General features: G+C 70.1%; 22 protein-coding genes and 2 tRNA genes. 5 read left to right on the plus strand and 19 right to left on the minus strand.

Annotated features, from left to right (window positions below):
* The first annotated feature begins 40 nt into the window (after window positions 1-40).
* Genes KAK06_RS11340 through KAK06_RS11350 form a run of 3 tightly spaced genes read left to right on the plus strand, consistent with a single transcriptional unit; the run spans window position 41 to window position 4263 of the window.
* Window positions 41-1459: an amidase gene (locus KAK06_RS11340; RefSeq protein ID WP_210802191.1), complete on the plus strand. Its 1419-nt coding sequence runs from the start codon at window positions 41-43 to the stop codon at window positions 1457-1459.
* A 1-nt stretch (window position 1460) separates the two neighbouring features.
* Window positions 1461-2756 (plus strand): FAD-dependent oxidoreductase, encoded by a 1296-nt coding sequence (locus KAK06_RS11345; RefSeq protein ID WP_210802193.1) that lies wholly within the window; start codon window positions 1461-1463, stop codon window positions 2754-2756.
* 10 nt (window positions 2757-2766) lie between these two features.
* Complete coding sequence (locus tag KAK06_RS11350; RefSeq protein WP_210802194.1) at window positions 2767-4263, plus strand: NAD(P)H-hydrate dehydratase; 1497 nt, start codon at window positions 2767-2769, stop codon at window positions 4261-4263.
* 34 nt (window positions 4264-4297) lie between these two features.
* Here KAK06_RS11350 and rnr read toward each other — a convergent pair whose 3' ends face one another.
* Window positions 4298-6526, minus strand: coding sequence for a ribonuclease R (rnr, locus tag KAK06_RS11355; protein ID WP_210802195.1), 2229 nt, complete (start codon window positions 6524-6526; stop codon window positions 4298-4300).
* Window positions 6527-6649: 123 nt separating this feature from the next.
* Here rnr and KAK06_RS11360 point away from each other — a divergent pair.
* Together KAK06_RS11360 and KAK06_RS11365 are read left to right on the plus strand one after the other, a co-directional pair.
* Window positions 6650-6734, plus strand: a tRNA-Leu gene (locus KAK06_RS11360).
* Between the two features lie 309 nt (window positions 6735-7043).
* Window positions 7044-7128, plus strand: a tRNA-Leu gene (locus KAK06_RS11365).
* Between the two features lie 110 nt (window positions 7129-7238).
* Here KAK06_RS11365 and KAK06_RS11370 read toward each other — a convergent pair.
* The 18 genes from KAK06_RS11370 to KAK06_RS24150 all read right to left on the minus strand — a co-directional run.
* Window positions 7239-7760: a phosphoribosyltransferase gene (locus KAK06_RS11370; protein WP_210802197.1), complete on the minus strand. Its 522-nt coding sequence runs from the start codon at window positions 7758-7760 to the stop codon at window positions 7239-7241.
* 40 nt (window positions 7761-7800) lie between these two features.
* Window positions 7801-9183, minus strand: a complete 1383-nt coding sequence (locus KAK06_RS11375; protein ID WP_210802199.1) for an adenylosuccinate synthase — start codon at window positions 9181-9183, stop codon at window positions 7801-7803.
* 51 nt (window positions 9184-9234) lie between these two features.
* The gene (locus KAK06_RS11380) at window positions 9235-10398 is read right to left on the minus strand and encodes an ATP phosphoribosyltransferase regulatory subunit (protein ID WP_210802200.1); all 1164 of its coding nucleotides are present in this window, start codon (window positions 10396-10398) and stop codon (window positions 9235-9237) included.
* A gap of 58 nt (window positions 10399-10456) precedes the next feature.
* Complete coding sequence (locus KAK06_RS11385; protein ID WP_210802202.1) at window positions 10457-10663, minus strand: DUF2065 domain-containing protein; 207 nt, start codon at window positions 10661-10663, stop codon at window positions 10457-10459.
* Window positions 10660-11553, minus strand: a complete 894-nt coding sequence (gene hflC, locus KAK06_RS11390; protein ID WP_210802204.1) for a protease modulator HflC — start codon at window positions 11551-11553, stop codon at window positions 10660-10662. The genes KAK06_RS11385 and hflC overlap by 4 nt, the downstream gene beginning before the upstream one ends.
* 24 nt (window positions 11554-11577) lie before the next feature.
* Window positions 11578-12849: an FtsH protease activity modulator HflK gene (gene hflK, locus KAK06_RS11395; protein ID WP_210802206.1), complete on the minus strand. Its 1272-nt coding sequence runs from the start codon at window positions 12847-12849 to the stop codon at window positions 11578-11580.
* A gap of 15 nt (window positions 12850-12864) precedes the next feature.
* Window positions 12865-14070: a GTPase HflX gene (hflX, locus tag KAK06_RS11400; RefSeq protein ID WP_210802208.1), complete on the minus strand. Its 1206-nt coding sequence runs from the start codon at window positions 14068-14070 to the stop codon at window positions 12865-12867.
* A 70-nt stretch (window positions 14071-14140) separates the two neighbouring features.
* Window positions 14141-14383 (minus strand): RNA chaperone Hfq, encoded by a 243-nt coding sequence (gene hfq / locus KAK06_RS11405; protein ID WP_210802209.1) that lies wholly within the window; start codon window positions 14381-14383, stop codon window positions 14141-14143.
* Window positions 14384-14483: 100 nt separating this feature from the next.
* Window positions 14484-15818 carry a ribosome biogenesis GTPase Der gene (gene der, locus KAK06_RS11410; protein ID WP_210802211.1) on the minus strand — a complete coding sequence of 445 codons (1335 nt, stop codon included), beginning with the start codon at window positions 15816-15818 and terminating at the stop codon, window positions 14484-14486.
* A 4-nt stretch (window positions 15819-15822) separates the two neighbouring features.
* Window positions 15823-16947 (minus strand): outer membrane protein assembly factor BamB, encoded by a 1125-nt coding sequence (locus tag KAK06_RS11415; RefSeq protein ID WP_210802213.1) that lies wholly within the window; start codon window positions 16945-16947, stop codon window positions 15823-15825.
* Window positions 16944-17618: a YfgM family protein gene (locus KAK06_RS11420; protein ID WP_210802215.1), complete on the minus strand. Its 675-nt coding sequence runs from the start codon at window positions 17616-17618 to the stop codon at window positions 16944-16946. The genes KAK06_RS11415 and KAK06_RS11420 overlap by 4 nt, the downstream gene beginning before the upstream one ends.
* Before the next feature lie 54 nt (window positions 17619-17672).
* A complete protein-coding gene (hisS, locus tag KAK06_RS11425) occupies window positions 17673-18968 on the minus strand; it encodes a histidine--tRNA ligase (RefSeq protein ID WP_210802217.1) in 1296 nt (431 codons plus the stop codon).
* A 52-nt stretch (window positions 18969-19020) separates the two neighbouring features.
* Window positions 19021-20286 (minus strand): flavodoxin-dependent (E)-4-hydroxy-3-methylbut-2-enyl-diphosphate synthase, encoded by a 1266-nt coding sequence (gene ispG, locus KAK06_RS11430; protein ID WP_210802219.1) that lies wholly within the window; start codon window positions 20284-20286, stop codon window positions 19021-19023.
* A 10-nt stretch (window positions 20287-20296) separates the two neighbouring features.
* The gene (locus tag KAK06_RS11435; RefSeq protein WP_247652791.1) at window positions 20297-21205 is read right to left on the minus strand and encodes a helix-turn-helix domain-containing protein; all 909 of its coding nucleotides are present in this window, start codon (window positions 21203-21205) and stop codon (window positions 20297-20299) included.
* Window positions 21198-22013 carry a type IV pilus biogenesis/stability protein PilW gene (gene pilW / locus KAK06_RS11440; protein WP_210802221.1) on the minus strand — a complete coding sequence of 272 codons (816 nt, stop codon included), beginning with the start codon at window positions 22011-22013 and terminating at the stop codon, window positions 21198-21200. Before pilW ends, KAK06_RS11435 begins: the two co-directional genes overlap by 8 nt.
* Window positions 22013-23182, minus strand: coding sequence for a dual-specificity RNA methyltransferase RlmN (rlmN, locus tag KAK06_RS11445; protein WP_210802222.1), 1170 nt, complete (start codon window positions 23180-23182; stop codon window positions 22013-22015). The genes pilW and rlmN overlap by 1 nt, the downstream gene beginning before the upstream one ends.
* Window positions 23183-23207: 25 nt before the next feature.
* The gene (gene ndk, locus KAK06_RS11450) at window positions 23208-23633 is read right to left on the minus strand and encodes a nucleoside-diphosphate kinase (RefSeq protein ID WP_210802224.1); all 426 of its coding nucleotides are present in this window, start codon (window positions 23631-23633) and stop codon (window positions 23208-23210) included.
* Window positions 23634-23722: 89 nt separating this feature from the next.
* On the minus strand, window positions 23723-25605 hold a 1883-nt coding region (locus KAK06_RS24150), incomplete at its 5' end, for a pseudouridine synthase (protein WP_247652792.1).

Here is a 25605-nt window from a genome sequence, read left to right on the forward strand (position 1 = left end):
GGCCCGGCTTGTCTGGACGCCGCGCGATGCATCGCACCCCATGGTCCTCCAGATAAACCCGCAGAGTATAGCATCCCGCAGCGCGCCGTCGCTGAGCCAGTTGCTCGCCCCGCTTCACACCGGCCAGTCCAGCGCGCGCGCGCTGCTGGAGCGCCACCTGGACTGCGCCCGCTCGGCGCCAGCCCAGGCGGCTTTCGTCCGGCTGTTCGATGACGCCGCCCGCGCCCAGGCCGATGCCCTGGACGCACAGCCGCACAGCGGCCAGGCGCTGCCGCCGCTGGCCGGCCTGGTGGTGTCCGTCAAGGACCTGTTCGACGTGGCCGGCCAGCCTGCCACCGGTGGCTCAGTGGTGCTGGACGGCCACCACTCGGCGCTCAGCGGCCGGCCGGCCGCACAAACGGCTGATGCCCCGGCCGTGGCGCGGCTGCGAGCCGCTGGCGCGCTGCTCATTGGCCACGGCAACTGCACGGAATTCGCCTTTTCGGGCGTCGGCCAGAACCCGCACTTCGGCACGCCCACCAATCCGGTGGCCGCCCTGCTGGATGCGGCACCGCGCATCGCTGGCGGCTCCACCAGCGGCGGCGCGCAGGCGCTGGCGCTGGGCGCCTGCATGGCCGCGCTGGGCAGCGACACCGGCGGCTCGATCCGCATTCCCGCCGCGCTGTGCGGCCTGGTGGGCTACAAGTCCACCCAGGCGCTGGTGCCGCGCGGCGGCTGCATTCCGCTGTCCGACAGCCTGGACACCGCCTGCGCCATGACCCCCGACGTGGACGGCGCCATCCGCGTGCACGAGGCCCTGGCCGCGCGCCGCGTCAACCGCGCCGCGACCCGCCTGTCCAGCAGCCGCCTGGCCGTGCCGCAAGACGTGATGCTCGACGACCTGGAGGCACCGGTGGCGCGCGCTTTCGAGGCCGCGCTGTCGCAGTTGTCCGCCGCTGGCGCCCGGATCACGCCGTTGCGCTGCCCGCTGCTGCCCCAGGGCGCGGCCTTGCAGGGCGCATTCAGCCTGGCCGCGGTCGAGGCCCACGCCTGGCACCGCCACCACCTGGCCCGCGACGCCGCCCGCTACGACCCGCGCGTGCTGACCCGCCTGCAGCGCGGCGCTGGCATTGCCGCCGATGACTACCTCGACCTGTGCCGCGCCCGCCGGACCTGGATCGACGCCCTGCAATCGGCGCTGGCCGGCTTCGACGCCGCGCTCAGCCCCACTGTTGCGCTGCTCGCGCCGCCCAGCGCGCCCTTGCTGTCTGACGACGACGTGTTCCACCGCACCAATGCCGCGCTGCTGCGCAATCCCTCGCTGGTCAACCTCTTCGATGGCTGCGCGATCAGTCTGCCCTGCCAGGCGCCCGGCGAGATGCCGGTGGGTCTGATGCTGTGGGCCGGCGCCGGCCGCGACGACGCCCTGCTGAGCCTGGCGCTGGACGCCGAGGCCGCCTTGGCCAGGCACGGAGGCTGACATGCACGTGGCCGTCATCGGCGCTGGCCTGGCCGGCGTGTGCAGCGCGTTCGAGCTGGCCTCGGCCGGCCACCAGGTCACCGTGGTCGAACGCCATGCCGGCGTCGCCGCCGAGGGCAGCTTTGCCAACGGTGGACTGCTGGCCGGCGCCTACACCGCCGCCTGGCAGGCGCCGGGCCTGCCCACCCGGCTGCTGGCTCCGGTGCAGTCGGGCGGCTGGGGCTGGCAGGCCCTGCGCCCGTCGGTGTGGTCGCCATGGTGGCGCCAGCGCCAGCACCGCCGCTCGCCGCGCCAAGCCGCCAGCCGCGCGGCGCTGCTGGCCTTGTCGCGCCTGAGTCGCGCCCGACTGGACGAGCTGACGCTGCGATGGAGCCTGGCGCGCGAGCAGGCCGAGGGCCTGCTGGTGTTGCTGCGCACCGAGCGCGAGCTGGCGCAGTTGCGCGCGGGCCTGGATTGGCTGGCCGAACAGGGCGTGGCACACCACTGCGTGGATGCCGAGGGCGCGCGGGCGATCGAGCCCGGCCTGAGCACCGAGCCCGGCCTGCATGCCGCCCTGCACTTCCCGGGCGATGCCGCCGCCAACAGCCGGCAGTTCGTCCACCAGCTCAAGACCGAGGCCCAGGCGCTGGGCGTGCGCTGGCTGTTCCAGCACGAGGTGACCGGCCTGGCCGGCGCGCACGGGGGCGGTCCGCTGCAGCTGAGCCTGGCCGGATCGCGCGAGCCGGTGCCACCCGCCCGCGCAGGTGCGCCAGTGCCCTTGCTCAGCGTTGATGCGGTGGTGCTGTGCGCGGCGCAAGGCGCACCCGCGCTGCTGCAGTCGCTGGGCGTGCGCCTGCCGGCGGTGGTCCACAGCGCCTGCAGTTTCACCGCACCGTTGCGGCTGGAGGACGGCCTGCTCGACCTGACCCCCCGCGCCGCCATCCTGGATCAGCGCCAGCAGATCAGCATCGCGCGCCAGGGTGACCGCGTCCGCGTGGCCGGTGGCGTGCGCCCCGGCGTGCAGCTGGGTCGCCCGCCAGCGGCCGACATGCGGCGCCTGTACCGCGTGCTGGACGACTGGTTCCCTGGGGCTGCCCACACCAGCCGCAGCCTCGAATGGTGCGGCCCGCGCCTGGCGGTGACCGATGGTCTGCCGCTGATCGGCCCCAGCGGCGTGCCTGGCGTCTGGCTCAACACCGCGCACGGCGCCAGTGGCTGGACCCTGGCCTGCGGCGCGGCGCAGCAACTGGCGGCTCAGATCAGCCAGCAGCCAGCGCCGGTGGATCCGGCGCCCTTCGCGCTGGAGCGCTTGCGCTAAGCTGGGCGGCATGGCCGTCGACCTGCGCTTCGTTGTCCCTGGCACCACCGCTGCGCCGCTGCACGGCCAGGCGGCCTCTCGGGCCATGGAGGCCCGGGCCTGTGCGCAGGCCGGCGACTTCACGCTGATGCAACGGGCCGGCACCGACGCCGCCCGCCTGGTCCTGGCACGCTGGCCGCATGCCCGGCGCATCTGGGTGGCGTGCGGTCCCGGCAACAACGGTGGCGACGGCCTGGTGATGGCGCGCCGTCTGCACCAGCTGGGTCGCCAGGTCAGCATCACGCACCTGGGCAGCCGGGGTCCGGCACCGGCCGATGCCAGCCGCGCGCTGACCGAGGCCGTGCAGGCGGGCGTGCCGGTCGGCGAGCCCCCCGCCGCCGGCACGGTGGACCTGGCCGTGGATGCGTTGCTGGGCCTGGGCCAGAACCGGGCGCCGTCCGAGACCGTGGCCGCGCTGGTGGATGCCCTGCACGCCTGCCAGGCCCCGATCCTGGCGCTGGACCTGCCCACCGGCCTGGACACCGACAGCGGTCAGGCCTTGGGTGAGCACACGGTGCGGGCCCATGCCACGCTGTGCCTGCTGACCCTCAAGCCCGGCCTGTTCACTGCCGAGGGGCGCGACCATGCCGGCGAGATCTGGTGGTCGACGCTGGGCGCCGCGCTGGACAGCGCCGCACCGGATGCGCGCCTGCTGGGCGCCGACGACGCCCAGCGCCTGCCACCCAGGCCCCACGCCGGCCACAAGGGCGCCTTCGGCGACCTGTGGGTGCTGGGCGGTGCACCCGGCATGCAAGGCGCTGCGCTGCTGGCGGCGCGGGCCGCGCTGTCGGCGGGCGCCGGGCGGGTGTACCTGGCCAGCCTGGCCGATGCGGGCGCCCTTCCCGCCCCGGCCGCGCTGATGCAGCGGGAGGCCCGCGCACTGCGCGAGCCCGCGCTCCTGGCTACTGCCACCGTGGTGGCGGGCTGCGGCGGTGGCGCCGACGTGGCGGCCGAGCTGCCCGCCCCGATCCACCATGCCGCCCGGCTGCTGCTGGACGCTGATGCGCTCAATGCCGTCGCTGCCGAGCCCGCGCTAGCCAGCGCGCTGACGGCCCGCGGCCGTGCCGGTCGACCCACGGTGCTGACACCGCATCCGCTGGAGGCCGCACGCCTGCTGGACAGCAGCACGCGCGCCGTGCAGTCCAACCGCCTGGAGGCCGCGCGGGCGCTGGCGCAGCGCTTCGGTGCGGTGGTGGTGCTCAAGGGCTCGGGCAGCGTCATCGCCGCGCCCAACGGTCCCCCGTGGATCAATGGCAGCGGCAACGCGCGCCTGGCCACGGCCGGCACCGGCGACGTGCTGGCCGGCTGGCTGGGCGGTCGCTGGGCCGCACTGGGCGACACCGCGGACGCGCCGCTGCGGGCCGCTTGCGAGGCCGTCTGGCGCCACGGCCGGGCGGCCGACCGCGCCGGTCCGCACGTGCTGATCGCCGACGCGCTGATCGACGCCATGCTGGCCAGCACGGCCTGACCCCGGGGCGGCCAGCGGCCAGCGGCCGGAGGGCTCAGCGCCGCCGGGTCGCCTTGCGCCGGCCGCCCGTCTTGCCCGAGGCCGCCTCCTGCCGCGGCGAGGCCTTGGTCTTGGCCTTGGTGGCCCCACCGCGGCCTGCCGGCGATTGGCGCGCCTTGGCGGCCTTGGTGGCGCGTTTTTGCACGCGATCCTCGGCCTCCACGCGCTCCAGAGGCGGGCGTTCCTTGCCGGTCGGCCGGCCCTTGGCCAACAGGCGTTCGGGCTCGCCCTCGCGCACCATGCGGAAGTCGATGCGGCGACCGTCCAGGTCGACCCGGCTGACCTGGACCCGCACCCGCGCGCCCACGGCATAGCGCAGGCCGCTGCGTTCGCCGCGCAGTTCCTGGCGCGCCTCATCGAAGCGGAAGTACTCGCTGCCCAGCTCGGTGATGTGCACCAGGCCCTCGACGTACAGCGCATCGAGCGTGACGAAGACACCGAAGGTGGTGACGGCGCTGACCGTGCCCGAGTACTCCTCGCCCAGGCGCTCGCGCATGTAGCGGCACTTCAGCCAGGCCTCGACATCGCGCGAGGCCTCGTCGGCGCGGCGCTCATTGGTGCTGCAGTGCAGGCCCACCTGTTCCCAGCGCTCCAGCTCTGCGGCCTGACCCCGTGGCGGCTTGCCGCCCTTGCGCACCGGCGCACCCACCAGTTCGCCCGTGCTCAGGTGGTAGCGGCGCGACTGCAGGATGGCCTTGATGACGCGGTGCACCAGCAGGTCCGGGTAGCGCCGGATCGGGCTGGTGAAGTGGGTGTAGGCGGCATAGGCCAGGCCAAAGTGGCCGCTGTTGGCTGGCGTGTAGATCGCCTGCTGCATCGAGCGCAGCAGCATGGTGTGGATCTGCTGCGCGTCGGGCCGGTCCTTGGTGGCGGCGGCGATGGCCTGGAACTCGCCCGGCTTGGGCTCATCGCTGACCGACAGGCCCAGGCCCAGCGCGCGCAGGTAGTTCTGCAGCGTCTGGCGCTTCTCGGGCGTCGGGCCCTCGTGCACGCGGTACAGCGAGGCATGCTCGGCACCGGCGATGAAGTCCGCCGCGCAGACGTTGGCCGCCAGCATCGCCTCCTCGATCAGGCGGTGCGCCTCGGTGCGTGTGCGCGGCACGATCTTCTCGATGCGGCCGTTGTCGTCGCAGACGATCTGTGTCTCGGTGGTCTCGAAATCCACCGCGCCGCGCTGGGCGCGGGCCTTCAGCAGCGCGCGGTAGACATCCAGCAGATCCAGCAGTTGCGGCATCAGCGCAGCACGGCGCGTCGCCTCGGGACCACGGCTGTTGAGCAGGGCTGCGGCCACCTCGGTGTAGGTCAGGCGCGCATGCGAGCAGATCACCGCCGGGTAGAACTGGTAGGCGGTGACTTCGCCGTCGGCGCTGACCAGCATGTCACAGACCATGCTGAGGCGATCGACCTCGGGGTTCAGCGAGCACAGGCCGTTGGACAGCTTTTCGGGCAGCATCGGGATCACGCGGCGCGGGAAGTACACCGAGGTGGCGCGCTCGAAAGCGTCATCATCCAGCGCCTCGCCGGGCTTGACGTAGTGGCTGACGTCGGCAATCGCCACCAGCAGTCGCCAGCCCTTGGCGGCTTTCTTGCCCTTGCCCTGCAGGTGGGGCTCACAGTAGACGGCATCGTCGAAGTCGCGCGCGTCCTCGCCATCGATCGTCACCAGCGGCACATCGCGCAGGTCGACGCGGTGCTTCAGATCGGCGGCGCGCAGCTTGTCGGGCAGCGCCGCGGCCTGGGCCAGCGCCTCGGGTGAGAAGCGGTGCGGCACTTCGTACTTGCGCACGGCGATTTCGATCTCCATACCGGGGTCGTCGATCTCGCCCAGCACCTCGGCCACGCGGCCCACCGGCTGCGAGAACATCGACGGCGGCTCGGTCAGCTCGACCGACACCACCTGACCGGCGCGTGCATTGGCCACCGCGTTCTTCGGGATCAGGATGTCCTGACCATAGCGCTTGTCCTCGGGCGCGACGATCCAGGCGCCACCCTCGTGCAGCAGGCGGCCGATGATCGGCGTCTTGCGCCGCTCGATGATGTCGACCACGCGGCCCTCGGGTCGGCCCTTGCGGTCGAAGCGCAGGATGCGAGCGCGCACGCGGTCACGGTGCAGCACGGCGCGCATTTCCTGCGGCGAGAGGTACAGGTCGGGCTCGCCATCGTCGCGCTGCACGAAGCCGTGCCCGTCGCGGTGTCCGTTCACCGTGCCTTCGATCTCGGTCATGGTGACGCCCGGCAGCTGGTTGCTGCTTGAAATGATCTTTGTCTTGATGGTATAGTCCTATCTTTCGCTGATACGCGATGTTCTCATGTGTTCACACAGCAAGAGCGTTGCCGTCTCGACGAAGCCCAGGTGGCGGAATTGGTAGACGCACTAGTTTCAGGTACTAGCGCTGAGAGGCGTGGAGGTTCGAGTCCTCTCCTGGGCACCAAGCATACAAAGGCCAGCATGCACATGCTGGCCTTTTTTGCTTGGGGGCCAGGAAGCAAGGCCCACTGCGGGCCTTGCGCGAGGACGAGAAAGGCCGGGCATGCAGGCCCGGCCGGGGTCGCGCCCATGTGACCGAGTCCTCTCCTGGGCACCAAGCATAAAAAGGCCAGCACGTGAGTGCTGGCCTTTTTTGCCTTGGCGCGACGCTGCTGAAGCGCACGCTCAAAAGTTGCGAGTCCCGGCTGATGCTCTTGAAATCCATGCTATAGTGCAAGGCTCTGCTGATGACGAAAGTCCTCAACGCAGAAATGCCCAGGTGGCGGAATTGGTAGACGCACTAGTTTCAGGTACTAGCGCTGAGAGGCGTGGAGGTTCGAGTCCTCTCCTGGGCACCAAGCATACAAAGGCCAGCACGACAGTGCTGGCCTTTTTTGCTTCTGCAACGCCAGCAAAGACAAGGCGCAAGCAAAGACAAGGGGCCCGCAGGCCCCTTCTCGTTGATACATCAGACCGACAGCTTCTTCGCGAGGCCCTCGGGACGCAACGCGTCGTACTCCTCGAAGGGCTGATGGATCCAGGGGCTGGTGGCCAGGGCCTCGACGTAGTAATCCGGCGTGTAGCTCGACACCGCCTTGGTCCAGATCACCGCCGAGCGCAGCTCGGTGATCGCCGGCATGCCGCGCAGCCGATCGACCACCGCCTTGAGCGTGACACCCGAGTCGGCCAGGTCGTCCACCAGCAGCACGCGGCCGGCCAGTTCGCCCTTGGGCATGGTGATGTACTTGGCCATGTCCAGGCGGCCCTGGATGGTGCCGGCCTCAGCGCGGTAGCTGCTGGTGCTCATGATGGCCAGCGGCTTGTCGAAGACGCGCGAGAGGATGTCGCCCGGGCGCATGCCACCGCGGGCCAGGCACAGGATCTGATCAAAGGCCCAGCCGCTGTTGTGGATCTTGAGCGCCAGGCGCTCAGTCAGCAGGTGGTACTCGTCCCAGGATACGTACAGGTGCTTGCCGTCGTCGGTGAGCATGGGGTCTCCAGCGTGGTCAGTGGGGGTGGCGCAGCCGCGTTCAGGCCTGGTAGGGCTGGCGCAGCAGGATGGTGTGGTCGCGGTCGGGGCTGGTCGAGATGACGTGGATCGGCACGCCGGTGACTTCCTCGATGCGGTTCAGGTAGCGGCGGGCATTGGCCGGCAGCTTGTCCAGCTCGGTGACGCCCACCGTGGTCTCGGTCCAGCCGGGCAGCGATTCATAGATCGGCTCGCAGCGGGCGATCTCGTCGGCGCCCATGGGCAGCAGGTCGATCTCCTCGCCATCGAGGCGGTAGCCGGTGCACAGCTTCAGCTCCGTCAGGCCGTCGAGCACGTCGAGCTTGGTGATGCACAGACCCGACAGGCCATTGACCTGGGCCGAGCGCTTGAGCAGCGCAGCGTCGAACCAGCCGCAGCGGCGCGAGCGGCCGGTGGTGACGCCCTTCTCGGCCCCCACGGTGCTCATGTGGTAGCCCGGCGTGCCCGGCACTTCCCAGTCGAGTTCGGTGGGGAACGGACCGCCGCCGACACGGGTGCAATAGGCCTTGGTGATGCCCAGCACGTAGTGCAGCAGACCCGGCCCGACGCCGGAGCCGGCCGCGGCATTGCCCGCGACGCAGTTGCTGGACGTGACGTAGGGGTAGGTGCCGTGGTCGACGTCCAGCAGTGTGCCCTGGGCGCCTTCGAACAGCAGGTTCTGGCCGGCCAGGTGGGCGGCATTGAGCTCGCGCGAGACATCGGCCATCATCGGCTTGAGGGCTTCGGCATGCTGCATGGCTTCGTCATAGACGGCCTGGAACTGCACCTCGCCGCCCTCGATGTAGGGCCGCATCGCCTCGGGGAAGACAAAGCCCTTGGAGCCCAGGAAGCTGGTCAGCACGTGGTTGTGCAGGGCCAGCAGCTCGCGCAGCTTGGCAGCGAAACGCTCGGGGTAGCGCAGGTCCTGCACGCGCAGCGCACGGCGGGCGATCTTGTCCTCGTAGGCCGGGCCGATGCCGCGGCCAGTGGTGCCGATCTTCTCGGTACCGCCCTGCTCGCGCGCGGCCTCGCGGGCCACATCGAGTGCGGCGTGGAAGGGCAGGATCAGCGGGCAGGCCTCGGAGATGCGCAGGCGCGAGCGCACCTCGACGCCGGCCTTCTCCAGCCCGGCGATCTCTTCGAGCAGCTTGGCGGCCGACAGCACCACGCCATTGCCGATGTAGCAGCGCACACCGGGGCGCATGATGCCGCTAGGGATCAGGTGCAGCGCCGTCTTGACGCCATTGATCACCAGGGTGTGGCCGGCGTTGTGGCCGCCCTGAAAGCGCACCACACCCTGGGCGCTTTCGGTCAGCCAGTCGACCAGCTTGCCCTTGCCCTCGTCACCCCATTGGGTGCCGACGACAACGACATTGCGCCCGCGCGCGGTGGAGCCTTGTTGCATCGCTGTGCTCGTCATGCTTGAAATACCTGTGGGGGACGGTCCGCGCTGCGCTCAGAGCGCGCGCAGGACCCAGCGTCCATCGACCTCGAACAGCTCGCGGTCGCATTCGAATTCCTGGGCCTCGTGCTCGTGGCCCGGCAGCGTGCAGACCACGGTCTCACCCTGGCGCCGCAGATGGCGCACGGCCTCGCGCAGGCCCTCGGCCTCGCCCCAGGGCGCGCGGATCGCGCCCTCGGTGCGGGCGGCGCGCGAGACCTCGGCCAGGCCCTTCAGATCGAGGCTGAAGCCCACCGCCGGGCGGTTGCGGCCGAACACCGCACCCACCTCGTCGTAGCGTCCGCCACGGGCCAGGGCATCGGTGGAGCCGCGACCATAGACCGCGAAGCGGATGCCGCTGTAGTAGGCATAGCCGTTCATGTCGGCCAGATCAAAACCCAGCCGGACCTCCGGAAAGGCCTGGCGCACATGGCCGGCCAGCCAGGCCAGGTCGCCCAGCGCGGTGCTGATCTGGCTGCGCTTGGGCAGGCGCTCGGCGGCCTGGGCCAGCACCTCCTCGCCGCCATACAGGTCGGGCAGGAGGGCCAGGGCCTCGCGGGCCTCGGCCGGGCAGCCCACCGACAACGCGCGCAGCGTGGGCAGGTCCTTGACGCTCAGCGCGGTGACCAGCGCCTCCAGCTCGGCCGGGCCCAGCGGCAGACCGGCCAGCACCGAGCGCACAACGCGGGCATCGCCCAGGTCGATGGTGAGGTCACGCACGCCGGCGGCGTGCAGGCCGTCCAGGGCCAGCTCCTGGACCTCCAGGTCGGCTTCCAGGCCAGCGTGGCCGTAGATCTCGGCGCCCAGTTGCAACGGCTCGCGCGTGGCGCGCAGGCCTGAGGGGCGGGTGTGCAGCACCGGGCCGCAGTAGCACAGGCGGGTGACGCCCTGGCGGTTCAGCAGGTGGGCGTCAATGCGGGCGACCTGCGGCGTGGCATCAGCGCGCAGTCCCAGCGTGCGGCCGCTGAGTTGGTCGACCAGCTTGAAGGTTTTGAGATCCAGATCACGGCCGGTGCCGGAGAGCAGCGAGTCGAGGTGCTCGAGCATCGGCGGCATGACCAGCTCGAAGCCGTAGCTGCGGGCCAGATCCAGCCATTGGCGGCGGAGTTCTTCGATGCGCCGTGCCTCGGCGGGCAGGACATCGGCGATGTGCTCAGGCAGCAGCCAGGCAGACGACATGAAACGGCGACCGGGTTAAAAACGGCATTGTACCCGTGTCGCCCGGGCCGGAGCCGCGCTAGCTGGCCAACCACAGCAGCAGCGCGCCGATCGCGATGCTGGCCATGCCGATGAAGCGAATCTGGCCATCCTGCATGGCCAGCACGCGGCGGAACACCTCGCGCCAGCCCTGCGGATGCAGCAGCGGCATCAGGCCCTCGATCACCAGCATCAGGCCCAGTGCGGGCCACAGCCAGTCGGTCCAGCTGCCGCCGTCGGGCGTCATTTGCGGGGTGCCGCCGGCGCTGCAGCACCCGTGCCGCGCATCGCCTTGAAGAAGTCGCTGCCGGGGTCGACCACCATCACGTCGGACTTGTTGCGCCAACTGGCGCGGTAGGCCTCAAGACTGCGGTAGAACTGGGCAAACTGGGGGTCGCGGCCGAAGGCATCGGCATACAGCGCCGAGGCCTTGGCATCGCCCTCGCCCTTGATCTTCTGGGCGTCGCGGTAGGCCTCGGCCAGGATCACCTCGCGCTGGCGATCGGCGTCGGCGCGGATCTTCTCGCCCTCGGCCTGGCCGGTCGAGCGCAGTTCATTGGCCACCTGCTTGCGCTCGGACTCCATGCGGCGGTAGACGGCGTCGGTGATGTTGGCCACGAAATCGGCGCGCTTGATCCGGACATCGACGATCTCGATGCCAAAGCTCTTGGCCTCGTCGCCCAGGCGCTGGCGCACGTCGGTCATGATCTTCTCGCGTTCGCCGGCCAGCACGCCGCCGACGGTGCGCTTGGTGATCTCCTCGTTGAACGCCGCCTGCACCACCGGGCCCAGGCGGGCTTCCAGGCTGCGCAGGTCAGGGCCGCTGTTGCGGATGAACTGGCGCGGGTCGACGATGCGCCACTTCACCAGCCAGTCGATCACCAGGCTCTTCTTTTCGGCGGTGAAGATCGGGCGGCTCTCGGGGCTGTCCAGGGTCTGGATGCGGCGGTCGAGGAAAACCACGTTCTGGAAGGGCGGCGGCAGCTTCCACTTCAGGCCGGGTTCGGAGATCACTTCCTTGATCTCACCCAGCGCATAGATCACGGCCACCTTGCGCTGGTCGACAACGAACAGGGTGGAGGCGGCGAGCATCAACAGGACGAGGCCCGCGGCGACGATACTGGCGATTCGGTTCATGGTGTGTCCCTGTGGCGTACCGGATCAGCGACCTTCGCGGTCGCGGCTGCGGGCGTTGTCACGGTTGCGCACATCGACGGTGGTGCTGTCGACCGCTGCAGGCGCGGGCTGCGCCGCGGGCGCGGCGGCAGCGCTTGCCGGCGTGTTCTGCTGGACCAGCTTGTCCAGCGGCAGGTACAGCAGGTTCGAGCCGCTGCGGCTGTCGGTCATGACCTTGGTGACGTTGCCGTACACCTCACGCATGGTGTCGATGTAGAGACGATCGCGGGTCACGGCCGGGGCCTTCTGGTATTCGCTGTAGACCGAGGTGAAACGCTGCGCATCACCCTCGGCCTGCGCCACCACACGGCCCTTGTAGCCTTCGGCCTCCTGGCGCAGGCGCGCGGCCGTGCCCTGGGCCTTGGGGATCACGTCGCTGGCATAGGCCTGGCCTTCGTTCTTGAAGCGGTCGCGGTCGGCGCCGGCCTTGACGGCATCGTCGAAAGCGGCCTGCACCTGGTCAGGCACCTGCACGTTCTGCAGGTTGACGTTGGCGATGTCGACGCCGGCATTGAGGCGGTCCAGCTGCTGCTGGATCGACTTGACCAGGTCGGCGGCGATGGCGTCACGGCGCTCGTACAGGACCGAGTCGACCTTGCTGCGACCGACAATCTCGCGCACCGCCGATTCGGCCGCCTGGGCCACGGCTTCTTCGGTGCTGGCGTTCTCGAACAGGAAGGCGCGGGCGTCCTTCAGGCGGTATTGCACGGTGAAGCGGATGTCGACGATGTTCTCGTCCTGGGTGAGCATCGACGAGTCGCGCAGGCCGGTGGCCGGCACGGTGGAGGTGCGGCCGATCTCGACCGAGCGCAGCTGCGTCACGCGCACGGTCTCGTGCGATTGGATCGGGTACGGCAGGCGCCACTGAATGCCGGCGCCCGCGGTGCTGCTGTAGCGGCCGAAGGTGGTGACCACCGCCTGTTCGCCTTCCTGCACGATGAACACGCCGCTGCCGGCCCAGATCAGCGCCACCACGCCGGCAATCAGGCCGACGCCGATGCCGGCGCCCTTCATGTCGGGCGAAAAATTGGGGGGATCTTCCGGCGGCTGGGCGCCACCGCCCTTGCCGCTGAACAGGCCCGAGAGCTTGCGATTGAAGTCGCGCCAGAGCTCATCGAGGTCAGGCGGGCCGTCATTGCGGCCATTGCTCAGCAGGCGCCAGCCCTTGGCCAGCGGTCCGCTCAGGCGGGCGCGCAAAAGGTGTCGCCGCGGTGCTGCCGACGCGCTCGTTCGCTCGGTGTGCAGGGGCTCATCCATGGTGGTTGTTTGTCTCTAGTGTTGAGGGGGTGTCGACGGCACCGCGGTGCCGTCCGGCAACTGGCTCACGACGCTGCGGTCAGGGGTGTCGGGGGGCACGGCCTGCGCCGCGATCAGACGGCGCAGTTGGTCCAGGCCCTGCCCCGTGCGGGCGCTGATGAACACGCGTGGGACCCGCAGACCGGCCGACAGTTCCAGCTCGTCGCAGGCCTGGCGCGGCTGTTGCGAGTCGGGCAGCAGGTCGGCCTTGTTGTAGACCAGGATCTGGGCAATGCCCTCGGCGCCGATCTCTTCCAGCACGCGTTCCACTTCGGCCCGCTGCTCGGCCAGCAGCGGACTGGCGGCGTCGACCACGTGCAGCAGCAGGTCGGCGTCGGCCGCCTCCTGCAGCGTGGCGCGAAAGGCCTCGACCAGCTTGTGCGGCAGGTCGCGGATGAAGCCCACGGTGTCGGACAGCGACACCGCGCGCCCAGCCTCGCCCAGGTAGAGCGAGCGGGTGGTGGTGTCCAGCGTGGCGAAAAGCTGGTCGGCGGCATAGGCACGCGCCTTGGTCAGGGCATTGAACAGCGTGGACTTGCCCGCGTTGGTGTAGCCCACCAGCGAGACGCGGAAGGTTCCGCTGCGCTCACGCGCCCGACGCTGGGTGCCGCGCTGGCGCTTGACCTTCTCGAGCCGCTCCTTGAGCTGCTTGATGCGGTCGCCAATCATGCGACGGTCCAGCTCGATCTGGGCCTCGCCGGGGCCGCCGCGGTGACCCACGCCGCCGCGCTGGCGCTCCAGGTGGCTCCAGCGGCGCACCAGGCGCGTGGACAGGTATTGCAGCCGGGCCAGCTCGACCTGCAGCTTGCCCTCGTGGCTTTGGGCCCGCTGGGCGAAGATCTCAAGGATCAGCGCGGTGCGGTCAGCCACCGGCACGCCCAGGTGGCGTTCCAGATTGCGCTGCTGCGCCGGTGACAGCGCTTGATCAAAGATGACGCCATGGGCGCCATGCACCAGCACCAGCTCCTTGATCTCGTCAGCCTTGCCCGAGCCGACGAACAAGGCCGGGTCGGGCGAGCGGCGCTTGGCCAGCACCTTGGCCACGGTCAGGTCACCGGCCGATTCGGCCAGCAACTGCAGTTCGTCCAGCGTGGGGTCGAACGAGGCGCCCGGGCCCAGATCGACGCCCACCAGCACGGCGCGGTTGCTGTCGACGTCCTGGGGCGTGCCGTGTTTGCTCAAGGCGCGCTCGGATGAAGGGGTTGAGCGAGCGGCGCGGCCAGCTGGCCGGCACCGGCTCTGGTCAGCGGGCTCAGTGGGCGTCGCCCTGATCGGCCGGGTGGAAGTTGACGGCCCGGCCCGGCACGACGGTGGAGATGGCGTGCTTGTAGACCATCTGGGTCACGGTGTTGCGCAGCAGCACCACGTACTGGTCGAAGGACTCGATGTGGCCTTGCAGCTTGATGCCGTTGACCAGGTAGATCGAGACCGGAACATGCTCCTTGCGCAGCAGGTTCAGGAACGGGTCTTGTAGAAGTTGCCCTTTGTTGCTCACGATATTGACTCCGTGTTGGAAGTACTGGTTGGAAAGCTGGCACCTTATCACAGGGCGACAGACCCTGTCGGAGCATCCGGCCGCGGGAAGGTTCCCGACCTCAGGCGCTCTTGTCGGTGAAAGGGTTGGTGGAGTGCTTCATGTCGATGCGCAAAGGCGTACCGACCAGCTTGAAGTGCGCACGGAAGCGTGCCTCCAGGAAGCGCTTGTAGGCCTCGGTGACATGTTCCAGCGAATTGCCGTGGACCACGATGACCGGCGGGTTCATGCCGCCCTGGTGGGCGTAGCGCAGCTTGGGACGGCTGCTGCCGGCGCGCTTGGGCGCCTGGTGTTCCACCGCCTCATGCAGCAGGCGGGTCAACACCGGGGTGGGCATCTTGCAGTGCGCCGAGGCGTGCGCATCGGCAATCGCCTTCCACAGCGGGCCCAGGCCCTGGCGGCGGATGGCCGAGATGTGCACGATCGGCGCGAACTTCAGGAAGGCCAGGCGCTGCTCCACCGAGCGTTCCAGCAGCTCGCGCTGGTAGGCATCCACCGCATCCCATTTGTTGATCGCGATGACCACCGCACGGCCCGACTCCAGCACATAGCCAGCGATGTGGGCGTCTTGCTCGCTGACGCCCTGGGTGGCGTCCACCATCAGCACCACCACGCTGGCGTCGGCAATGGCCTGCAGCGTCTTGACCACCGAGAACTTCTCGATGGCCTCGAAGACCTTGCCCTTGCGACGCAGGCCGGCGGTGTCGATCAGCTCGTAGCGGCGCCCGTCGCGCTCCAGCGGCACTCGGATCGCGTCGCGCGTGGTGCCGGGCATGTCGAAGGCGATCAGACGCTCCTCGCCCAACCAGGTGTTGATCAGCGTCGATTTGCCGACATTGGGACGACCGGCCACCGCCAGGCGGATCGGTCGGTCGGCGTCGTCCTCGTCGGCGTCTTCGTCCTCCGGAAGGTCCTCCAGCGCGGCCTCCAGCAGGCTGCGGATGCCTTGGCCATGCGCGGCCGACACCGGGTGCGGCTCGCCCAGGCCCAGCTCGTGGAACTCGGCCAGCAGCGGCGATTCCTGCATGCCCTCGGCCTTGTTGACGGCCAGCAGCACCCGCTTGTTGGCCTGGCGCAGGAAGCGCGCGATGTCGGCATCCTGCGCCGACAGGCCGGAGCGCACGTCGGTGACGAAAATCACCACATCGGCCTCGGCCACCGCCTGGCGGGTCTGGCGCGCCATTTCCTTGACGATGCCGGTGGTGCTGTCGGGCTCGAAGCCGCCGGTGTCGACCACGATGAAATGGCGCGAGCCCAGCCGCCCGTCGCCATAGTGGCGGTCACGGGTCAGGCCGGCAAAGTCGGCGACGATCGCGTCGCGGCTCTTGGTCAGGCGGTTGAACAGCGTGGACTTGCCCACATTGGGGCGCCCCACCAGCGCGAGAACAGGTTTCACAGCCTCATTCCGGGCGGAAGGCGAACAATCCACCCTTGGCGGTGACCGCCAGCAGATTGGTGTCGGACAAGGCCAGTGGCGCAGCGATGCGCGAGCCGTCGGTGGGCAGGCGCAGCAGCGGCACGCCGGAGTCCTTGGCCAGGAAGTGCAGTTGGCCTTCGAAATCACCGAAGACCACGGCCGGGCCGGCCACCACCGGGGCACTCAGGCTGCGGTTGAGCAGCAACTCGGAGGTCCAGGCCAGGCCGCCCCCGGCTCGCTGGCGCACCGTCACACGATCGCTGGCATCGGCGCCGGCGATGACGCTGGCGTCGCCGCCAATGGCCTTCTGGCCGCCGCCGTTCTGCGACCACTGCAGACTGCGGGTGACGGCATTGACGCAGCCCACGGCGTTCTGGAAGGCGCGCACGCAGAAGCTGTCGCCCACGCGCGAGGCCGGGCCGACCAGATCGGCCAGGCGCTCGACCTCGTTGGTACCGCGCGGGCTGGTGACGGCCACTTCCCAGCGCAGCGTGCCACGCAGCGGATCCAGGGCCACCATGCGGGCGCCCTGCCCCACCAGCAAGGTGTCCTGCCAGGCGGTCAGCACACCGGGTTGGGCCAGCATCAGCGGATCGCCGGGGCGGCGGAAAGTCCACAGCCGGCGGCCGTCCAGTGCATCGAAGGCATGCACCGCGCGGTCCACACCCAGCACGAAGACGCGCTCACCGGCCACGAGCGGCGGCGTGACCACGCCGGCCTCCAGCGGCACACTCCAGCGCTGGGCGCCGCCGTCCAGCACCACCAGCTGCTGGTCGCGCGTGGCGACGGCGGCAAAACGCCCGTCGCTGCCCACGCCGGCCGACAGGCGCGCACTGATCTGGGCCCGCCACAGCTCACGCCCGGTGCCGGCATCCAGCGCAGCCACCGTGCCTTCGTCCGAGGCCACGACAAACTGGCCCGCGCGCACCGCCACCTGCAGCGGGAAGCTGACGCTGCCGATCTGCGCCGACCAGACCTGGCGACCGGCGATCGTGGGCGTCAGCGGCTGCAGCGCCGCCGGCGCCGGCTTGTCGGCCGAGCAGGCTGCCAGCCACAGGGCCAGCGCCGGGGCGGCCAGACGGGCGGCTCGGGTCAGCAGCGCGCTCATTGGGCGACCCCCGATGCCGCGTTGGCGGGGACCGGCGAGCGGCCCTGGGCGTCGAGCTTGGCCTCGACGATGCGGCGGTACTGCTGCTCCTCGGGAATCAGCTTCCAGGCGCTTTGCCAGGCGGCCACGGCGTCGTCTTTCTTGCCCTGGGCCATCAGCACATCGCCGCGGCGATCCTGGACCAGGCCTTTGTACTCATCGGCCGTGATCGCATCGAGCTGCTTGAGCGCGTCGTCAAACGACTTCTTGTCGATCAGCAGGCCAGCCAGACGCAGGCGCGCCAAGGGACCGAGGCCGTCATCACCGGCCTTGTCTACCAGCCAGCCCAGGGTGGCGGCCGCGGCATCGGTCTGGCCCTTGTCGGCTTGCACGCGTGCGGTCAGCAGCGCGGCCTGGCGGGTGAGCTCAGTACCGGCGAAGCGCTCCTTCATGTCACCGAAGATCTTGGCGCTGCGCTCGGCGTCGCCTGCAGTGGTGGCCGCCTCCAGCTCACCAAACATGCCGGCAGCACCCTTGGCCTGCTGCGACTGCCACAGGTTCCAGCCGTTGTAGGCTGCAAAGCCGGCCAGCACCAGCGTGATCAGCCAGGTGATGAGGTTGCCGTATTGCTTCCAGAACGCCTTCAGCTCGTCGAGCTGTTCCTGCTCCTGGAGGTCGAGATTGCTTGCCATCGTGGGTGTATCGAGAAGGAAGACGCGGCCGCAGGCCGGCGCCGAAGTCAGCGATTATGCGTTGCGCAGCGCGCTCGCCCAGTCCGCCACCGCATCCAGTGGTCGCAGTTGCTGCTCGGCGGTGGCATCGCGCAGCGGCTTGACGGCCACCTGGCCGGCTGCCAGCTCGTCGGCGCCGAAGATCAGCGCAAACCGGGCGCCGCTGGCATCGGCCTTCTTGAACTGCGACTTCATGCTGGACTGGCCGGGGTGCAGCACCACCGACACGCCGGCCTCGCGCAGCGCTTCGAGTGCCACCATCACGCGCGGCAGGCCGTCGGCCGCGGGGACGATGGCGTAGGCATCGGGCACCGGCGCGGCGGGCGCCACGCCCACCTCCTCCAGCAGCAGCAGCATGCGCTCCAGGCCCATGCCGAAGCCCACCGCCGGCGTGGGCTTGCCACCCAGCTGCTCGATCAGGCCGTCGTAGCGACCGCCGCCGCAGACCGTGCCCTGGGCGCCGAGCTTGTCGGTGATCCACTCGAAGACGGTGAGGTTGTAGTAGTCCAGACCGCGCACCAGGCGCGGGTTGATGGTGTAGCGGATGCCGGCGGCGTCCAGGATGGCGCGCACGCCGTTGAAGTGAGCCAGCGAGGCCTCGCCCAGGAAGTCGAGCAGCTTGGGGGCGGCGTTGGCCATGTCCTGCAACGCCGGGTTCTTGGTGTCGAGCACGCGCAGCGGGTTGGTGTACAGGCGGCGCTGGCCGTCCTCGTCGAGCAGGTCCTTGTGCGCTTCGAGGTGGGCGATCAGGGCCTCGCGGTGGGCGCGGCGCTCGGGCAGCTCGCCCAGGCAGTTCAGCTCCAGGCGCACATGCTCGCCATCGACCAGGCCCAGCTCCTTGAGCAGGCGCGCGCCCAGCAGGATGACCTCGGCGTCCACATCGGGGCCATGAAAGCCCAGGGCCTCGATGCCCATCTGGTGAAACTGGCGGTAGCGGCCCTTCTGCGGCCGCTCGCGGCGGAACATCGGGCCGAAGTAGTACAGGCGCCGGCCCCCTTCGCGCAGAAAGGCGTGCTCGATCATCGCCCGCACCACACCGGCGGTCATCTCGGGGCGCAGCGCCAGGTGCTCGGCCTGGCCGTGCTTGTCGGCGCGGTCCTCGAAGGCGTACATCTCCTTCTCGACGATGTCAGTCACCTCGCCGATGCCACGCACGAACAGTGCCGTGGGCTCGACGATCGGCGTGCGCACGTTCTGGTAGCCATAGCGCTGCAGCACACTGCGCATGCGGGCTTCCAGCCACTCCCAGCGCGCCGATTCCGGCGGCAGGATGTCGTTCATGCCCTTGACGGCCTTGAGGATCTCGCTCATCTTGGAAAAAAGGGCGCCCGAGGCGCCCGCCGGTGAGTGGCAGGCAGCGGTTTCAGGCGGCGTGGCCGAAGCGCTGGCGGATGTAGTTTTCGACGATGGCGTGGAACTCGGCAGCGATGTTGTCGCCGCGCAGGGTCAGTGCCTTTTCGCCGTCGATGAAGACCGGGGCGGCCGGCGCCTCGCCGGTGCCGGGCAGGCTGATGCCGATGTCGGCATGCTTGCTCTCGCCCGGGCCGTTGACGATGCAGCCCATCACCGCCACCTTCAGGTTCTCGACGCCGGCGTACTGGCCGCGCCAGACGGGCATCTGGGCGCGCAGGAAATCATCGATTTCCTTGGCCAGTTCCTGGAAGGTGGTGCTGGTGGTGCGGCCGCAACCTGGGCAGGCCGTGACGCTGGGGTTGAAGTGGCGCAGGCCCAGGGCCTGCAGGATCTCCAGCGCGATCACCACTTCCTGCGTGCGGGCCTCGCCCGGCTGCGGCGTGAGCGACACGCGGATGGTGTCGCCAATGCCCTGCTGCAGCAGCACCGACAGCGCCGTGGCCGAGGCCACCGTGCCCTTGGTCCCCATGCCGGCCTCGGTCAGGCCCAGGTGCAGCGGGTAGTCGCAGCGCTCGGCCAGGCCCTGGTAGACCGAGATCAGGTCCTGCACGCCGCTGACCTTGCAGCTGATGATGATCTGGTTCGGGTCCATGCCCATCTCGCGGGCGGCCTGGGCCGACTGCAGCGCCGACTGGATCAGCGCCTGGTACATCACCTGCTTGGCATCCCAGGGCTGGGCGCGGCGCGAGTTGTCGTCCATCATCTGGGCCAGCAGTTCCTGGTCCAGGCTGCCCCAGTTCACGCCAATGCGCACCGGCTTGTTCCAGCGGCAGGCGGCCTCGATCATCTGGCCGAACTGGCGGTCGCGCTTCTCGCCCTTGCCCACGTTGCCGGGGTTGATGCGGTACTTGGACAGCGCCTCGGCGCAGGCCGGGTGCTCGCTCAGCAGGCGGTGGCCGTTGTAGTGGAAGTCGCCGATCAGCGGCACGTCGATGCCCATGCGGTCGAGCTGCTCGCGGATCGCGGGCACGGCGTCGGCCGCCTCGGGGGTGTTGACGGTGATGCGGACCATCTCGGAGCCGGCAATCGCCAGCTCCTTGACTTGGATCGCGGTGCCGATGACATCGACCGTGTCGGTGTTGGTCATCGACTGCACCCGCACCGGGGCGTCACCCCCCACGGTGACCACGCGTTCGCCCCAGACCACGCGGGCCTGGCGGCTGCGGCGCGGCGCCGGGCTGGCTTGGGTGACGGGCTGGTCGGGAGCGTCGCTCATGGGGCAGGATTCACTTCAGTTCAAGGCGGGCCACGTTGTCGCGCGTGGCAGCGGCCAGATCGACCGGCTGGCCACGAAAGCGCAACTCGGTGCCGATCGCATTGCCAATCTTGACACGCAGCGGCAAGGCCCCATCGAGGTCCACGGTTTCGCCGGGCTGCAGTGTGCGCGAGATCATCGCCTGTCCATTGCCATCCAGCACCTCGACCCAGGACTCCACGGTGGCGCGCACCTGCAGCAGATGATCGGGCACCAGCACCGGGGCGGCAGGCGCCGCAGGCACCGCTGCCACACTGGCGGCCGATGTCGGCGCGGACGCAGCGGCAGGCTCAGCGGGCACCGGCGCGGGCACCAGAGCGGGCACCGAAGCGGGCGTCAGTGCCGACACCACCTGAGAGGCTGCGCCGAGGACCTGGTCCATGGCCGCCGACGAAGCGGCTGCGGCGGGGCTGCTGTCGGGGCTGGACGACTGGCGCGGCACCAGCCACAGCAGAGCCGCCCCCATCAGCAGGACCAGCACGGTGACCAGCACGCCCTTGCCCTTGGCATCGAGCTCCAGGGCCGGATCGCGGCGCATGCCGTGTTCACGGAAGGGTGCGTTCAGGCCACCGCCGACATCGTCCAGCGTGCGCTGGCCGGCGGGCGGCAGCAAGGCCAGGATGGGCGCCGGGTCGATCTTCAGCGCCCGGCAGGCGGCCTGGGCCAGGGCGCGCACAAAGGTGGGGCCCTGCAGTTCGTCGTGGCGGTCCTGCTCCAGGGCCTCCAGCTTGCGCGGCGAGACCTTCAGGTGCGTGGCCAGCACGGCGATGTGCATGCCCTGGGCCATGCGTGCCTCGCGCAGCAGCGCGCCCGCGCTGGCGGCGCCGTTGCCGCCCATCGCCAACGGCTGGGTATCACCCGCATCGCGCGGCTCATTCATCGAAGCGCCTCCGCTCGTACAGGCCCGCCTCGGGTGAATTGGGGAAGCGGCTGCTCAGCTGGCTGCCCAATTGCTCCACCTGCCCGCTCTGGCCAAGCTGTCGCTCGATACGCAGCGCCAGCCACAGCGACTGTGCGGTCACCTGGTCGTCGATCTGGTTGACGCGGCGGACGTAGAAGCGGGCGCGCTCGTGTTCACCGCGGCGGAACAGCACATCGGCCAGGTTGAAGCCGGTGGCGGGGTTGGACGGGTCCAGCTCGTAGGCCCGGGCCAGCGTGCGTTCGGCTTCGGGCCAGCGCTGCGCACGGGCCTGGCAGATGCCCTGGGCCAGCAGCGTGCGCGCCAGATCAGGGTAGGCAGGCACCTGGGCGGCCTGGGCGAACTGCTGGTCGGCCTCAGGAAAGCGACGCTCCTGGCACAGGAACCAGCCGTAGTTGTGTAGCGTGTCGGGGTCGCGCGAGGACATGCGCAAGCCCTGGCGGAAGCTCTCTTCCGCCTGGGCCGCATCGCCCATCGCGGCGTAGATCAGGCCGCGCAGGCCATAGGCCGGGACCTGGTTGGGGTCAGCCTGCAAGGCGGCCTTGATTTCCTGCAGCGCGGTGGCGTTCTGGCCACGCTGGAAGTACGCCGCCGCCAGCTCCAGGCGCGTTTGCGACAGGCGGGCCGCGTCGGCCTTGGGCGGGGCATCGGGCAGCGGGTCGGGCGTGCGGTTGCGGTCCGGGGCCGGGCTGGCACAGCCCGCGAGCAGCACCAGCAGGCCCAGCGCGGCACCAAGACGGGACTTCACACCAGGACGACGTGGGTTCATCACAGAGGCTCCGGGCCACCCGGGGCGGCTGAGGGGGATGGGCTGGCGGCGCTGATCCAGGCCACCGGCAAGCGCTTCATGCGCTCATGGGCCCGGGTGCGGTCCTGCACCTCGCCAGCCAGTTGGCCGCAGGCGGCGTCAATGTCGTCGCCACGGGTCTTGCGGATCGTCGTCACCACACCGGCGTCCTGCAGGCGCTTGGCAAACGCTGTGACGCGCTCCCGCGGCGAGCGGGTCAGGCCTGAGGCCGGGAACGGGTTGAACGGGATCAGGTTGAACTTGCAGGGCACGCGCTGCGCACCGCGCCCGTTGACCAGGGTCAGCAGGGCTTGGGCATGCTCGTCGGAGTCGTTGACGCCGTCGAGCATGCAATATTCGAAAGTGATGAAGTCGCGTGGTGCGGCGCTCAGGTAGCGCTGGCAGGCCGCCATCAGCTCGGCCAACGGGTACTTGCGGTTCAGCGGCACCAGTTCGTCGCGCAGCGCGTCCCAGGGGGCGTGCAGGCTGACGGCCAGGGCCACCGGGCAGTCCTCGCGCAGGCGGTCCATCATGGGTACCACGCCCGAGGTGGACACCGTCACGCGCCGACGCGACAGGCCGTAGCCATGGTCATCGAGCATCACGCGCAAGGCCGGCACCAGCGCCGCATAGTTCTGCAGCGGCTCGCCCATGCCCATCATCACCACATTGGTGACGGCGCGCTCACCGGCGCCCAGACCGAGGCGGGCGCGCAGGCTGCGCTCGGCATGCCACAGCTGCGCCAGGATCTCGCCGGTGGCGAGGTTGCGCGAGAAACCCTGGTGGCCGGTGGAGCAGAAGCGGCAACCCACCGCACACCCCGCCTGCGAAGACACGCACAGCGTGCCGCGGTCATCCTCGGGGATGAAGACGGTCTCGACGGCATTGCCGGCGCCCACATCGAACAGCCACTTGACGGTACCGTCGGTGGAGATGTGCTCGGAGACCACCGGCAGGTCACGGACCTCGGCCACGCCCTCGAGCTTGCCGCGCAGGGATTTGGCCAGGTCGGTCATGGCCGAGAAATCGGCCGCGCCCCGCTGATGGATCCAGCGGAACAGCTGAACGGCACGAAAGCGCTTCTCCCCGAGGGACTCGCAGTAGGCGGCGAGCCCGTCGAGGTCGAAGTCGAGCAGGTTGACCTTGCTCACGCGTCGTGCCCGCCCGGCGCCGGAATCAGCGCTGGTAGACGTTCATGCCGGGGAAGAAGAAGGCCACTTCGACGGCGGCCGTCTCGGCGGCGTCGGAGCCGTGCACGGCATTGGCGTCGATCGAGTCGGCGAAGTCGGCGCGGATCGTGCCCTTGTCGGCCTTCTTGGGGTCGGTGGCGCCCATCAGCTCGCGGTTCTTGGCGATCGCGTTCTCGCCTTCCAGGACCTGGATCATCACCGGGCCGGAGATCATGAAGTCGACCAGGTCCTTGAAGAACGGACGGGCCTTGTGCACGGCGTAGAACTGCTCGGCATCAGCGCGCGACAGGTGCACCAGCTTGGCGGCGGCGATCTTCAGGCCGGCGCCTTCGAAGCGCGAGTAGATCTGGCCGATGACGTTCTTGGCGACGGCGTCGGGCTTGATGATCGAGAGGGTACGTTCGATGGCCATGAGGGGCTCCTTGGAGTCAATGGTGTACCGCGCCAGGCGCGGCAACGGGAATGGGCAAAGCCCTTGATTCTAGTGCTGTAACAGCGTGTTCAGCGGCGCCGACGGCCACCACCGCCGCCACTGCCGCCACCACCCCGCCCTTGCAGCTTCTTGGCGAAGGCATCGGCGCCGATGTAGCCCACCGAGGTGCGCATCGGGTCGGGCTGACCGCCCTGGCCACCGCCACCCCCCTTGCCACCGGGCTTGCCGCGCTTGCCGCCGCCCAGGCCGCGCTCGCCCTGGACAAAGCGCTTGTCGTAGGTCTGCTGCAGCGGATTGGGGATGAAGTTCTCGTAGTCGATCTCGCGCGAGGGCTGGCGCTCGCGCTGCACCTGGCGGCGATCGAAGGTCTGCTGCAGCGGATTCGGGATGCGGCTCGGGTCGCCCGGTTCGCGGTCCTCGTCGTAGTCGGGCCGCTCCTCGCGCTGGCGGCGCTGTTGCTGCTGTTGCTGCTGCGCGTTGCGGTGCTGCCCGCCACCCTGCGGCGCACCGCCGCCCTTGCCCTTGCCGCCCTGGCGGTTGTCGGGGCCGCGGGACGGCTGGCTGGGGCGACCGCCATCACGCGGCTGGTCGGTCAGGCGGCGCAGCAGACGCAGGTCGTCGCCGGAGAGGTCGACCCAGGCGCCGCGCTTGAGGCCGCGCGGCAGCACCACGCTGCCGTAGCGGATGCGGATCAGGCGGCTGACAGTCAGTCCGACAGCGTCAAACAGCTTGCGCACCTCGCGGTTGCGGCCTTCGGTGATGACGCAGCGGTACCAGTGGTTGACGCCTTCGCCACCGCCATCGGCGATCGACACGAAGGAAGCCGTCTGGCCCTCGATCTCGACGCCGGCCAGCAGGCGATCGCGGGCCTCGTTCTCCAGCGTGCCGAGCACGCGTACCGCGTACTCGCGCTCGACGCCGAAGCGCGGATGCATCAGCTTGTTGGCCAGGTCACCCGAGGTGGTGAACAGCAGCAGGCCTTCGGTGTTGATGTCCAGGCGGCCCACCGACTGCCACTTGCCATGCTGCAGGCGCGGCAGGCGGCGGAACACCGTGGGGCGTTGCTGCGGGTCGTCGAGCGTGACCACCTCGCCCACCGGCTTGTGGTAGGCGATGACGCGGGCCGGCGGCGGCGCGATGCGCACCTTCACCGGCTTGCCGTCGAGCGTGATGCGGTCGCCGAACGAGATGCGCATGCCCACATGGGCCGTCTCGCCATTGACCTCGACACGCCCGGCCTCGATGGCCTGCTCCATGTCGCGGCGCGATCCCACGCCCGACTGGGCGAGCACCTTGTGCAGCTTGGGCGCGTCGGCATCCGGGGCCAGCACGCGCTTGTCGTCGGCCGCCTCAGCCGGTGCCGCGGCGGCCAGCTCGGTGTCCGGCTCGGCCGGTGCCTCGTCGGGTTCCGCCAGCGGCTCATCGGGGGCCACGTCAAAGTCACCGGCCAGCACGCTGGCAAAGACCTCGGTGCTGTCGACGCCGGGGGCCGCCGGCGCCGGTTCGGCAGCGGACGCCGGCCCGGGACCGGCGTCGCCCTCGCCCTCACCACGGCGCGAGCCTCGGCGACCACGGCGGCGGCGATTGCGGCGGCCACCCTCGTCATCGCTGCCACCCTCTGCAGTGCCGCCAGCCTGGCCCTCGTCCGCGCGCTCGCCGGCCTCACCGCCGCTCTCATCGGCAGGCTGGTCCGCCCGAGCAACGCTGCGGTCCTGGGCGGCGGGGCGGGCCTCGACGCGCTCGGTGGGCGCGGGCGCGGCCACCTCAGCCGGCTCGACCGGCGCGGCCACCGGGGGCGGTGCGGCGATCTGGTCGTCGTTGGCCGCCGCTGGCTTGCGGGGCTTGCGCGGCGCGCGGGCAGGCTTGGCGGGCGCCGGCGTGTCGTTGTCCGTGGGCGCGGCGCCGACCGCGGGCGTGTCGCCGGCGGCAGGCGCGGCCTCGGCCGCCGGTG

The organism is Ideonella aquatica, assembly GCF_018069755.1.
Taxonomy (GTDB): Bacteria; Pseudomonadota; Gammaproteobacteria; order Burkholderiales; family Burkholderiaceae_C; genus Ideonella; species Ideonella aquatica.

Excerpts from the sequence above, each read along its gene's own strand:
- KAK06_RS11340 (WP_210802191.1), top strand. The coding sequence starts at position 41 with ATGGTCCTCCAGATAAACCCGCAGAGTATAGCATCCCGCAGCGCGCCG.
- KAK06_RS11345 (WP_210802193.1), top strand. The coding sequence starts at position 1,461 with ATGCACGTGGCCGTCATCGGCGCTGGCCTGGCCGGCGTGTGCAGCGCG.
- KAK06_RS11350 (WP_210802194.1), top strand. The coding sequence starts at position 2,767 with ATGGCCGTCGACCTGCGCTTCGTTGTCCCTGGCACCACCGCTGCGCCG.
- rnr (WP_210802195.1), bottom strand. The coding sequence starts at position 6,526 with ATGACCGAGATCGAAGGCACGGTGAACGGACACCGCGACGGGCACGGC.
- KAK06_RS11370 (WP_210802197.1), bottom strand. The coding sequence starts at position 7,760 with ATGCTCACCGACGACGGCAAGCACCTGTACGTATCCTGGGACGAGTAC.
- KAK06_RS11375 (WP_210802199.1), bottom strand. The coding sequence starts at position 9,183 with ATGCAACAAGGCTCCACCGCGCGCGGGCGCAATGTCGTTGTCGTCGGC.
- KAK06_RS11380 (WP_210802200.1), bottom strand. The coding sequence starts at position 10,398 with ATGTCGTCTGCCTGGCTGCTGCCTGAGCACATCGCCGATGTCCTGCCC.
- KAK06_RS11385 (WP_210802202.1), bottom strand. The coding sequence starts at position 10,663 with ATGACGCCCGACGGCGGCAGCTGGACCGACTGGCTGTGGCCCGCACTG.
- hflC (WP_210802204.1), bottom strand. The coding sequence starts at position 11,553 with ATGAACCGAATCGCCAGTATCGTCGCCGCGGGCCTCGTCCTGTTGATG.
- hflK (WP_210802206.1), bottom strand. The coding sequence starts at position 12,849 with ATGGATGAGCCCCTGCACACCGAGCGAACGAGCGCGTCGGCAGCACCG.
- KAK06_RS11415 (WP_210802213.1), bottom strand. The coding sequence starts at position 16,947 with ATGAGCGCGCTGCTGACCCGAGCCGCCCGTCTGGCCGCCCCGGCGCTG.
- KAK06_RS11420 (WP_210802215.1), bottom strand. The coding sequence starts at position 17,618 with ATGGCAAGCAATCTCGACCTCCAGGAGCAGGAACAGCTCGACGAGCTG.
- hisS (WP_210802217.1), bottom strand. The coding sequence starts at position 18,968 with ATGAGCGAGATCCTCAAGGCCGTCAAGGGCATGAACGACATCCTGCCG.
- ispG (WP_210802219.1), bottom strand. The coding sequence starts at position 20,286 with ATGAGCGACGCTCCCGACCAGCCCGTCACCCAAGCCAGCCCGGCGCCG.
- KAK06_RS11435 (WP_247652791.1), bottom strand. The coding sequence starts at position 21,205 with ATGAATGAGCCGCGCGATGCGGGTGATACCCAGCCGTTGGCGATGGGC.
- pilW (WP_210802221.1), bottom strand. The coding sequence starts at position 22,013 with ATGAACCCACGTCGTCCTGGTGTGAAGTCCCGTCTTGGTGCCGCGCTG.
- ndk (WP_210802224.1), bottom strand. The coding sequence starts at position 23,633 with ATGGCCATCGAACGTACCCTCTCGATCATCAAGCCCGACGCCGTCGCC.